The 12,007-nt window shown below is 35.5% G+C and carries 9 protein-coding genes; 3 read left to right on the top strand and 6 right to left on the bottom strand.

Annotated features, from left to right (window positions below; translation table 11 throughout):
* Positions 1 to 6: 6 nt before the first annotated feature.
* The 3 genes from gap to BUB89_RS00170 all read right to left on the bottom strand — a co-directional run bounded on the left by gap (position 7) and on the right by BUB89_RS00170 (position 2,996).
* Positions 7 to 1,002 (bottom strand): type I glyceraldehyde-3-phosphate dehydrogenase, encoded by a 996-nt coding sequence (gap, locus tag BUB89_RS00180; RefSeq protein ID WP_073240670.1) that lies wholly within the window; start codon positions 1,000 to 1,002, stop codon positions 7 to 9.
* Between the two features lie 73 nt (positions 1,003 to 1,075).
* Complete coding sequence (lipA, locus tag BUB89_RS00175; RefSeq protein WP_073240668.1) at positions 1,076 to 1,960, bottom strand: lipoyl synthase; 885 nt, start codon at positions 1,958 to 1,960, stop codon at positions 1,076 to 1,078.
* 190 nt (positions 1,961 to 2,150) lie between these two features.
* Positions 2,151 to 2,996 (bottom strand): energy transducer TonB, encoded by an 846-nt coding sequence (locus tag BUB89_RS00170; RefSeq protein WP_073240666.1) that lies wholly within the window; start codon positions 2,994 to 2,996, stop codon positions 2,151 to 2,153.
* Positions 2,997 to 3,396: 400 nt separating this feature from the next.
* On the opposite strand from BUB89_RS00170, the gene xyl3A reads away from it, so the two are divergent.
* From xyl3A to BUB89_RS00150, 3 genes are all read left to right on the top strand, one after another.
* Positions 3,397 to 5,970, top strand: coding sequence for a xylan 1,4-beta-xylosidase (xyl3A, locus tag BUB89_RS00165; protein WP_073240664.1), 2,574 nt, complete (start codon positions 3,397 to 3,399; stop codon positions 5,968 to 5,970).
* A gap of 314 nt (positions 5,971 to 6,284) precedes the next feature.
* The gene (locus BUB89_RS00155) at positions 6,285 to 8,372 is read left to right on the top strand and encodes a hypothetical protein (protein WP_073240660.1); all 2,088 of its coding nucleotides are present in this window, start codon (positions 6,285 to 6,287) and stop codon (positions 8,370 to 8,372) included.
* Between the two features lie 267 nt (positions 8,373 to 8,639).
* Positions 8,640 to 9,101, top strand: coding sequence for a hypothetical protein (locus tag BUB89_RS00150; protein ID WP_073240657.1), 462 nt, complete (start codon positions 8,640 to 8,642; stop codon positions 9,099 to 9,101).
* 290 nt (positions 9,102 to 9,391) lie between these two features.
* Here BUB89_RS00150 and BUB89_RS00145 read toward each other — a convergent pair whose 3' ends face one another.
* The 3 genes from BUB89_RS00145 to BUB89_RS00135 all read right to left on the bottom strand — a co-directional run bounded on the left by BUB89_RS00145 (position 9,392) and on the right by BUB89_RS00135 (position 11,975).
* Complete coding sequence (locus tag BUB89_RS00145) at positions 9,392 to 10,147, bottom strand: DUF4262 domain-containing protein (protein ID WP_073240655.1); 756 nt, start codon at positions 10,145 to 10,147, stop codon at positions 9,392 to 9,394.
* A gap of 179 nt (positions 10,148 to 10,326) precedes the next feature.
* A complete protein-coding gene (locus tag BUB89_RS00140) occupies positions 10,327 to 10,878 on the bottom strand; it encodes an RNA polymerase sigma factor (RefSeq protein ID WP_073240653.1) in 552 nt (183 codons plus the stop codon).
* Positions 10,869 to 11,975 carry a glycosyltransferase gene (locus BUB89_RS00135; protein ID WP_073240651.1) on the bottom strand — a complete coding sequence of 369 codons (1,107 nt, stop codon included), beginning with the start codon at positions 11,973 to 11,975 and terminating at the stop codon, positions 10,869 to 10,871. The genes BUB89_RS00140 and BUB89_RS00135 overlap by 10 nt, the downstream gene beginning before the upstream one ends.
* Positions 11,976 to 12,007 lie beyond the last annotated feature (32 nt).

Genomic DNA, 12,007 nt, shown 5'->3' with positions numbered 1-12,007 from the left:
AGTCAATTAGGGTTTGGTCAAAAGTATTAAATCAATCAAACGGGACGAATATCCTATTTCGTTATCATACCAGCCTACTACTTTTACCATTTTGTCAATAACAGAAGTTAGCTGAGCGTCAAATAAGCAGGAGTTTCTATTTCCTATAATATCTACTGATACGATTGGGTCTTCGGTGTAATCCAGTATTCCTTTAAGTTCATTTTCCGAAGCTAATTTAAAAGCTTCATTGATTTCTGCAATGGAAACCGCTGTCTTTACATTAAAAGTAATGTCAGTTAGCGAGCCATCAGGAACAGGAACACGAATACCACATCCTCCAATTTTGCCCTCTAAGATAGGAAAAATTTTTGTTAATGCCTTAGCTGCCCCTGTAGTTGTTGGAACAATAGACTGGCTGGCACCTCTGGCTCTTCTTAAATCCTTGTGTGGCTGGTCGTGTAAGCTCTGATCAGTGGTAAAAGAGTGAATAGTAGTGATGTACGCTTGCTCAATTCCGCAAAGCTGATCAATTATTTTAATCATCGGCGCGGCATTGTTAGTGGTACAACTCGCATTAGAGATGATTTTTTCGGTTCCGTCCAGGATATGTTCGTTAACGCCTAAAACCACTGTTTTAATAGTGTCTACTTCCGAAGGAGCGGAAAGAATTACTTTTTTGGCTCCTGCAATAATATGCTGATTTAAATCTTCGTGGGTTTTGTATTTTCCTGTGGATTCAATCACAAAATCAATATCTAAATCTTTCCAATTAAGATTAGAAATACTTTTTTCGTGGAAAAATAAATAATGTATTCCATCAATGCTAAATCCTTTTTCATCGGCAATTACCGTTTGGGGCAAAACACCGTGTATGCTGTCGTATTTGATTAAATGTGCCATAGTCTTAGTATCGGCAATATCATTTATTGCGACAACTTCTATTTCAGGATGGTTTAAAAGCAGACGGAAAAGGTTTCGGCCAATTCGACCAAAGCCATTGATGGCAATTCTTGTTTTCAATTATGTTGTTTATTTGGTTATTCGTTTATTGGTTAATCGCTATCCAAATAACCGAATAACCAAATAGATTTTATTATAATATGTGTTTTTGTGCTTTATAAGAGGAACGAACTAAGGGACCACTTTCAACATGACGGAAACCTAATTCCAATCCAAATTGCTCGTATTTAGCAAATTGTTCAGGTGTGATAAATTCCTTAACGGGCAAATGTTTTTTACTGGGTTGTAAATATTGGCCAATAGTAACTACATCAACATTAGCAGCGCGAAGATCCCTCATGGTCTGGAAAACTTCTTCTTCCTGTTCACCAAGACCTAACATAATCCCGGATTTGGTTCTGTTGATTCCTTTTTCTTTTAAGTAACGCAAAACTTCCAGACTACGGTCATATTTGGCCTGAATACGTACTTCACGGGTCAATCGGCGAACGGTTTCCATATTATGCGAAACCACTTCCGGATTAGCAGCAACAATACGGTCTATGTTTCTTTCAATTCCCTGAAAATCGGGAATTAAAGTTTCAAGAGTCGTAGTTGGGTTCATTCTGCGGATGGCTTTTACAGTTTCTATCCAAATAATGGAACCACCATCTTTCAAATCATCTCTGTCCACACTGGTAATTACAGCATGCTTGATATTCATGATTTTGATGGAACGTGCTACTTTTTCAGGTTCATCCCAGTCTACCGTTTCCGGACGCCCCGTTTTTACACCACAAAAACCGCAAGAACGGGTACAGGTGTTTCCCAGAATCATAAAAGTGGCCGTACCTTCGCCCCAGCATTCGCCCATATTAGGACAGCTTCCTGAGGTACAAATGGTGTTTAGGCTATATTTATCAACTAAGCCGCGAAGTTCTGTATATTTTTTCCCGATTGGTAGTTTTACTTTTAACCATTTTGGTTTAGCTGTGGCTGGAGTAGCAACCGGTGTAGTAGTATCTAAAACAGTTTCCATAAATCAATTTTAAGGCTACAAAGATACGGAAACTTGATTTAAAATGCAGTGTTTTAATTGTCGAAGCTTTCAACAGGATTTGTTATAAAAATGACAGTTCAAAGGTTTTTAATCTGTGGCAAATTGAAAAGTTAGCTCCAAAAAAAAAAGCAGCCTTTGGAGCTGCTTTGAGTTTTTATATAAGTTGCTTTTAATTAATTTGTACAACAATAGGTAAATTATAAGCCGTTCTCACTGGTTTTGAATTCAATATCCCCGGAGACCATTTGGTTTTTATAGATTGCAATACACGGATCGCTTCTTTTTCTAGTGCCTGACCCGGTTTGTTAATTACTTTTATGTTGCTCATGCTACCGTCTTTTTCTACCACAAAAGAAACAAAAATGCGTACGTTTTTACTTTCGTCCAGCATTGGGCTTCTGAAATTGTTTCCCACATAGCGGTAGAATTTTTCTATTCCTCCCGGAAATAATGGTTTTTTATCTAAGACTTCGTTAATAACCAGTTCGTTACCATTAGTATTGGAAGTTCCGGTTCCTATGCCTGTTCCATCACTGCTTCCATTCAGTACACCTTCGCCTGTTCCGGTGCTGAGTCCCGGAGCACCCATTCCGTCTTTGGTGGTGTCCACAGGATTGGTTTTTTCCTTGGTAAATTCAATATCGGGCGTCGCTTGTGAAGCACTTACCACTATCGGATCAATTAGTTGTTTGGTTTCGATTGCTTCAGTAGGAGTTTGTCTCTCGATTTCAGGAAGTGCAGGAGCAGCAGGAGCTTGCGGTTCAGCCTGATAAATGTCTTGAAGCTGAACAATGGTTTCTGTCCAGTCCTCTTTTGTGGGAACGGTAATTTCTTTTGGGTGAAGCAGTAAATTGGGTAAAATAATTAGTGAGGAACATACTAAAATACCAATAAAAAGAGCGTTAAAAGAAGTTCTGGTGGTTTCCTGACGCAGTTGAAAGGCACCGTACTCTTTGTTTCTGTTTTCGAAAACCAGATTAATCCAGTTACTTTCATAAAGGCTGTGTTGTGACATAAGATATTGATTTAATGGGTTAAAGATTTCAGTTAAATCGTATGCGTATGTGGTATTTTTATTTAGAACGATTAAGGTACAAAATTTAGATGTAATTTCTGTACTATTTTTTTGTTTTTTTTAGTAAAATATTTGTCCTCTCCTTTCAAGAATGATTTAGTCGTAGAATAATTAAATTTATCTAAAGAGGTATTACTAATTTTTAATAAGATGCTGTTATATAATGAGTTGAGTCAAATTGCTTTTTTAAGCGGAATTTTAAAAATTCCATTTTTAATTTCATTATCGGAATTAAAATTTTATTTATTTTTTAGATAATATAAAAAACAACACAATCGGTTGTGTTTTTTGTATATTTTTGTTTATTTCTTTAAAACAGCAATAATTGAAATAAATATATATGAAAAAACTATTCCTTTGCTTTGTAAGTTTTTTATTTACTGCGAGTTTATTGGGGCAACCGTATCCGTATCAAAACACAAAATTAAGTGCTGATGCTAGGGCAAAAGATTTACTATCTCGTGTTACACTAGAAGAAAAAGCAGCATTAATGCAAAATAATTCTCCTGCTATTCCAAGGTTAGGAATCAAAGCATATGAATGGTGGAATGAAGCTTTACACGGTGTGGGACGTGCAGGATTAGCAACTGTTTTTCCGCAAGCTATTGGTATGGCTGCATCATTTAATGACGTTTTACTATTTGATGCTTTTACCGCTGTGGCAGATGAAGCAAGAGCTAAATCGAATAAATTCAGTGAACAAGGAGGTTTAAAGCGTTACCAAGGCTTGACTTACTGGACACCAAACGTAAATATTTTTCGAGATCCTCGTTGGGGACGCGGACAAGAGACCTATGGAGAAGATCCTTTTTTGACTAGTCGAATGGGAGTTGCTGTAGTAAAAGCTTTGCAAGGCCCTGAAGATGGTGAATATGATAAGTTGCATGCTTGTGCAAAACATTTTGCTGTTCATTCAGGTCCAGAATGGAACAGACATTCTTTTAATGCAGAAAACATTAAACCACGTGATTTATGGGAAACTTATTTACCCGCTTTTAAAGATTTAGTACAAAAAGCGAATGTAAAAGAAGTTATGTGTGCTTACAATAGTTTTGAAGGAGAACCTTGTTGCGGAAGTAATCGTTTGTTGACACAAATACTTCGTAATGATTGGGGTTACGATGGATTAGTAGTATCAGATTGTTGGGCTATTTCTGATTTTTATCAAACCAATGCACATGCTACGCAACCAGACGCAACCCATGCAGCTGCAAATGCTGTTTTAAACGGTACTGATTTAGAATGTGGCAGTGATTTCCGAAATTTACCGGAGGCAGTTAAAACAGGATTGGTGGATGAAAAGCGTATTGATGTTTCTTTATTAAGATTACTTAAAGCACGTTTTGAGTTGGGTGAAATGAATGATAAACCAGTTTGGGATATTCCTTATTCGGTAGTGAATAGTAAAGAACACCAAGCTTTAGCACTTCGTATGGCGGAAGAAAGTATCGTATTGTTGCAAAACAAAAATAATATCCTGCCTTTGAATAAAAAGTTGAAAATTGCTGTTATGGGGCCAAATGCAAAAGACTCCATAATGCAATGGGGAAATTACAATGGATTCCCTGCTCATACGGTTACTTTGTTAGAAGCGGTGCGTAAAACTTTACCGGAGTCTCAACTGATTTATGAATGGGGATGCGATCGCACGAATGATGTTGCTGTAAATAGTCTTTTTTCTGAATCTAGTATGAATGGAAAAAAAGGATTTGTTGCTCAGTATTGGAATACTATTACACCAGAAGGAGAACCAGTTGCAACAGAAGTAATTTCTTCACCGTTTCATTTAACAACCCTGGGAGCTACTGCTTTCGCTGCGGGTGTTAATATTAAAAATTTTTCTGCACGTTATAAAACAGTATTTAAGCCTACTAAATCAGGTGATGTAGCATTCCAGTTTCAAACTAATGGAAGAACTAGTTTAACTATTAATGACGAATTAGTCGTAAAAAATATTTTTGCAAACAATACTACTAATGTTTATACCTTAAAAGCCGAGGCTGGAAAATCATATACTATTGAAATTTTATTTTCTCAGAGGAATGGCGATGCTGCATTGAATTTTGACTTTGGATATTTAGTACCAGTAGATTTATCGGCTAGTATTGCTAAAGTAAAAGATGCTGATATTGTAATTTTTGCTGGCGGTATTGCTCCCTCTCTTGAAGGTGAGGAAATGCGTGTAACAATTCCAGGTTTCAAAGGGGGTGATCGAACGGATATTGAGCTTCCATCCATTCAACGCCGTATGCTTCAGGCCTTGAAAGCAGCTGGAAAAAAGGTTGTATTTGTGAATTTTTCAGGTTCAGCTATGGGATTGGTTCCAGAAACAGAGTCTTGTGAAGCTATTGTACAAGCATGGTATCCAGGTCAATCGGGTGGTACGGCTGTAGCCAATGTCCTTTTTGGAGATTACAATCCATCAGGTCGTCTTCCTGTGACTTTTTATAAAAACATAAATCAATTACCTGATTTTGAAGATTATTCTATGAAAGGTCGTACGTATCGATTTATGTCTGATCCGCTTTATCCATTTGGTTTTGGATTGAGTTATACTCAATTTACTATTGGTAAAGCCAAGCTAAGCAAAACAACAATTAAGAATAATGAAACAGTAGCTATTACAATTCCGGTAACCAATACGGGTAAACGTAATGGTGCAGAAGTAGTTCAGATTTATATTAGAAAAGTAAATGATGTTGATGGACCACTTAAAACGATGAGAGAATTTAAACGTGTGGAAGTCGAATCTGGAAAGTCAAAACAAGTGACGCTTTCGTTAAAGCCTTCTACTTTTGAATTCTTTGATGCGGCACAAAATAAAGTCGTTGTTACCTCAGGTGATTACGAAATATTATACGGTAATAGTTCGGATGCAAAAGCTTTAAAAAAGCTGAAAGTTACCATTCAATAGTTTTAAATTGCTTTCTAATGGTATACAAGCGAATACTGAATTTGGCATTTTATATGGAACGTATGAACTTTTACGTCGTCTTTATTTTCAAAAGTTTAGTAAGAAACCAATTCCTGCGGATTGTAAACAACCAGTTGGAAAACTAGATGATATCATTGCTAATGATTTGAAGAGAAAAATGCCTTGGGTAAGAGGTTAATTGTATAAATAAAATGTTTTGCTACAGAAGTATTGTATAACAAGAAATAGGAGAATATAAATAACAATTATTTTAAGAGAGAAAATAAACTTTAAATAAATACATAAAAAAGCTAATGAAAAAAACAAGTGTAATTTTAGTATGTGTATGGGGATTATTGTTTTGTGGAACTAAGGTCACGGGACAAAATAATAACAATCCCAACAACAAATCAGAAAAAGGATTTGTGCATAACTCAATAGGAAATCCGTACCTTCCATTGTGGGAACATTTACCTGATGGAGAACCAAGAGTTTTTGAAGATCCTGATAATCCAGGAAAATACCGTGCCTACATTATTGGGTCGCATGATTTACGAATGACAAGTTATTGCGGACCAGACATCAGAATCTGGTCGGCACCAGTAGAAAATCTGGGCAGTTGGCGTGATGAAGGACCTGCTTTTACTTATGAAGTAGATGGAAAGTGGGATGTAATGTATGCACCTGATCTTGTTGAGGTAAAAAGAAAAGATGGAAAAAAAGAATACTATCTGTATCCGCATAGCCGCGGACAAAACAGAGAAGCAATGGTAGCCAAAGGAAGCCGTCCTGATGGTCCATTTGTTCCGGTGAACTTAACTCCTGATGGAAAACGTACTCTGCCAGGTAGTATCTTAGGTTTTGATCCCGCTATTTATGTTCAATATATTACTGATCCTAAAGATCCAGATTATGAAATTGGATTTAGAGCTTATGGATATTGGGGATTTCAGAAATCTTCAGCTGCAGAATTAGATCAAAATACCATGTACTCACTTAGACCAGGAACTAAAATTATTGAGCGTTTTTTACCTGCTAGTTTAAGATATGGAGTAACCAGAGATCCAAAAGGCACTGAGTTCCCTGCAATATACTCCGGCGAAGATTTGGGTACTTTCAATTTTTTTGAAGCTTCTTCTATTCGAAAAGTTGGGAATAAATATGTTTCAATTTACAGCGGTTATTCAGGACCAGAATATGGTGTGGGTAGTTCAAATTCTACATTACGTTATGTAATAGGAGATTCTCCTTTAGGACCATGGAAAAGTGGCGGTGTTTTAGTTGATTCTCGTGCTCCTGTATTAAATCAAGACGGTACAGCAATTGTAACGACTAATGCTGGGCATAATACTCATGGAAGTATCCAGGAAATTAATGGACAATGGTATGTGTTTTATCACAGACCTCCCCGAGGATTTGGTTTTGCACGCCAAGCAATGGTAGCCCCTGTTAAGGTAACTTGGGATGATAAAGCTGTTTCAGAAGGTGGAACTGTTACAATAACAGGATTTGATCCTTACAGTCCGGATAAAATTTGGTCAGCTAAAGATAGTCAGGGTAAAGAATATAAAGGTGCTGAAGTAACTTCAGAAGGTTTTCATATTTACGGACTTAATCCTTATCAATATTATTCTGCGGGTTATGCCAGTTATCTTTCTGATAATAGTATTCAGCAAGATTCATGGGATATTTGGGATAATAACATGCCTATTACTAAAGTAAAAAATGGTCACATTATAGGATATAAATATTTTGGTTTTGGAGGACTTAAAAATGATAAAGATGGTTTAAAAGCATTCTCGGGAACTAAAAAAGGAAATAATACCAAATTTAATCTGTTTCTAACGCCAAAAACAAAAAAATCATTCAAAGTGAGTGTTTGGTTAGACGGTCCTTGGGATAATGCAACATGGAAAGGAAAAAAAATAGCAGAGATTATTGTTCCGGAAAACTCAAAACAGGAAGTTACTGATTTTTCTGCAGATGTTTCAAAATTTGTCGATGGTTTAGACAAAAAACACGCTATTTTTTTAGTGGCAGAAGGGAATGAGTCAGAACAACTTTTTGATTTTATAGGTTTGAGTTTTAGCGCAAAAAACAAAAAAGTTTCTCGTCCAATTGCACCAGAAGTAAAAATCTCTGTAGACGGAAAAGCATTAGAATTAGCTCCTAATCCAGTACGATCAACAGATCAAAATGGTATAACAGCTTACAATATCTATCAGGCAAATTATAAAATTCCTTCTGGTAAAACTACAATACCGGTTGTTTCTGCTTCTACCAATAATCCTAAAGTAAAGGTTAGTATTGAACAAGCAGTCTCCTTAACTGGAAAAGCAATAGTGAAGTTTGATTATAATGGTGTAGTGAAAACATATAATGTCGATTTTGCTTCAGAATAAAAATCATAAGGGGCTGGCTAATAAGGTCAGCCTCTTTTTTTTACCATTGTCCCATCCTGAAATTATATACAGAACAACATTAATGGGAGAAAATTTTATAATTAGATCAAATACTAAGTATCGTTTCTTGGAGTTTTGTTTCTCTGTTTTGGCTGTAGCCAATGATTGAATAGATTTTTTTGATAAAAAATAGTCGAGCAGGTAGGGAAAACAATAGTATAGTTGTCTTACTACTAAAATGTGCTACAAACTATTAATTATTAAATTATGAAAACGATACACTCCATAATAGTATTTCTTTTTTTAGGAAGCCTAGCAATCAACGCACAGAATGGCAGCGTGAAAAGTAAAACAGATGTAAATGTTGCTACTGATAAAATGTCCTATTATCAAAAACGTGGTGCAGAAGATGCTCAATTCGAAATAGCATTTACTGCTAAAACCAAAGAAGAGGAAAAATCTTTTTGGAAAGAACAAAAAGCATACGAAAAGGCTTTGAAACAAAAAGATAAAAAAGCGTATCGTGCTTATTTAGCAAGCAAGAAAGAGGCTTATAGTCAACATTATTATCATTGTGATGGGCATTGCCACCATGATGCTGCTTTTTATACTTATGCGGGCTATTATTACTACGGTTACGAACGACCTTCTTATCAAAGAAGCTACAGTCCGAGTACTGTAAATACAAGAATTAGCGTAGGCACCCCAAGCCTGCGATTAGGTCTTTAATGTGTGAAAGACTAAAAAATCCGTCTCGTTTTTTAGAATGGGACGGATTTATTTGTTAAATGTATTTGGCTTTAGCAAAATCAAGATTGTTTAGGCTAAAGCCAATTTAGATTCTAATTTTAAAACGGGCTGAAGCCCGTTCCAATTCATTTTTTAATATAATTATCCGCAATCCTGTCATTGCGACGAAGGAAGCAATCTCATTTAGTAACTCGACAAAGTTGCTGATTGCTGTCGGCACGGAAAGTATTTAATCGCTATTGTTGTGTTGATATATTTGAGCGGTCGTGTTATTCTTCCGGTTCTGTGTAATCTTCATATTCCCAATCATTTTCCTTTGTTTCTCGCCAAGCTCTAAAGCCAAATTGTAAATGATAAATTTCGTTGATTGTTGGGTCTAATTTGTTGAGTTCTTGTAAGCTAACTAATTTAGCATCTTCTAAATTTGGGTCTAAAGTTGAAAAAAATTGCCAATCACCATCTTCATTATGGTATACGTATAGAATAGGTTCACCATCTAAGACTTGTTTAGTTGTAAAGACTCCCAAATTGCGTTCTTCATAAAACTTGAAATCTGTGCTTCGATCTAATAGCGGTTGTTTAAATTTCCAGTCGGCATTAAATTTATCTTCCCAAGGAAAATGATTTGATTTATCTGTCCAGACCAATTGTAAAATCGGAAAATCAAAATTATTATAATACCAACCTGAATATCCAACGTAGTCGGCATAAAATTCTTTTTTAACTTCAATAAATTGAATAGGGAAGTTTTGTAGAAATCCTTTATACAGTTCATTTGGGTTCAAAGTTTTGCCTTGTTTAATTAGATCACAAGCATGATTGAGGATTGCTGCAGAAACTTTATTGCTTAAACCAAAGCAAATAATTTCTGGATGATTGAATTTTTTAAACAATCCAATCGTATAAACAAATCCAGGTAAATAATTATCTGGCTCAATCAATATTAAATGACAGCCAAATTTCTCAATATCTTCTTCGATAGTTCTTCTATCTTCTATATCACTATCAATAAAATCTTCTGCCATACTTTGTTTTTTATAATTACTTCTAACTCGTTTAGAAACGCATAAATGTGCGCTGTTTTGTTCTAAATAGGATGTTATACGAAAGTTTTCTATTTCTACAAATATAAAAACTTTTCTTACCTCTAAAAGAAAACCTTAATATAACTTAATGCCCTTAATGGTTTAAAAAAAATAAAAATTTACCGCTTATTATCGATAATCTCCGCTAATAATTTCTTAGCTCTTAGGAGTTTTACTTTGACGTTGTTGAGGGGTTCGTCAATTTTGTTTGCTATTTCCTGATAACTCATTTCCTGAAAGTAGCGCAGTTGGATTACTTCCTGATAATGAGGTTTCAATTCTTTGATGTATTGCAGCAATTGCGACAGATTTTGCTCGGTAATCAATTCGTCTTCTTTAGACGGAGTAGTATCGGCAATATTGTATGCTTTCTGGTCTTCCTGTTCGGTAGTTTCCACAAAAAGACTCGATCTTTTTTTGCGAAGCATATCAATATAGACATTCTTTGCAATAGCAATAAGCCAGGTGTTGAACTGAAATTCAGGGTTATAAGTCGCTATTTTGTCAAAAGCTTTTGAGAAAGTTTCAATGGTAATATCTTCGGCGTTAGTTTCGTTTTCGGTGCGTTTGAGCATGAATCCGTAAACTTCACTCCAGTAATGATTCAACAGAAAAGTAAAGGCCGTCTGGTCTCCTTGTTTTGCTTTTTCTATTTGGTTACTTATTTCCAATTGACCGGTTTTGAAAAAATATTAGTAAAGAACACATTAAGTTGTGTGAAAACAAGTGCAATTTCGACTATTGGAAACCAAAATTTAAGATCTTTTTCTTTTAATTTTCCAGCCGAAAAACCAATGGTAGTCCACGCACATAAATACCTTAAACCTACCAGACTCAATACTAAAATCCATTGAAACTGGAATGCCAATAGTACGATTGCCAGAATAAGAAACAACAACTGCGAACTGAAAAATAGACCCAGTTGCAACTGATCGATCATTTTATAATGCTTTGCCGTGGCTACATGCCTTCTTTTTTGGGTAAACCAGTCTTTATAAGTGGTTTTTGGTGCCGAATAGGTAAAACTCTCCGGAGTGTAGGCTATTGTTGTGTTTTTTCTGTTGGCCGCCTCATTAATAAACAAGTCATCATCGCCTGAACGCACCTGAATATGATTGATAAAACCATTTACATTAAAGAATTCTTCTTTTTTATAGGCTAAATTTCGACCCACACCCATATATGGATGCCCTATTTTTGCCCATGAAAAATACTGTACAGCAGTAAGTACGGTTTCAAAACGAACAATCTTATTCAGGAAGGAGTTGGCAATTTTTTCATAGCCTCCATAGCCCAAAACAATTGTTTTATGTAATGTAAATTGTGAACTCATAGCAGTAATCCAATCTTTAGATGTTGGAAAACAATCTGCGTCAGTGAAAAGTAAATATTCCTTTTTGGCAGCTTTGATACCTAAGGTCAGTGCATATTTTTTATTTCCCCAAAACGCTTCGTTGTTTTTTACCTTAACGAGACGAATGTTAGAATATTGTTGTTCGAATGCTTCAAAAAGTTCTAATGTATTATCGCTCGATGCATCATCGATTAAAACAATCTCAAAATCAGGGTAGTTTTGCTCTGCCAGAAGCGGAACATATTTAGCTACATTTTCTTCTTCATTTTTAGCACAAACGATAACCGAAACAGCTATTTTCTTGGGTGTTATTTTTTGCGCTTTGGCGAAAGCAAATTTCCCAAAAACACCTAAATAATACGCAATTTGAATAGCAACAATAGCAATAAAAAAGTAAAGAATCAGTATAAGCATTGGAGTTTAAGAGTTTTTAATCGACTGCAAAG

It is taken from the genome of Flavobacterium flevense, from assembly GCF_900142775.1.
GTDB lineage: Bacteria > Bacteroidota > Bacteroidia > Flavobacteriales > Flavobacteriaceae > Flavobacterium > Flavobacterium flevense.
Note: the sequence above shows the minus strand (reverse complement) of the source record. Positions and strands in the feature narration are given on the sequence as shown.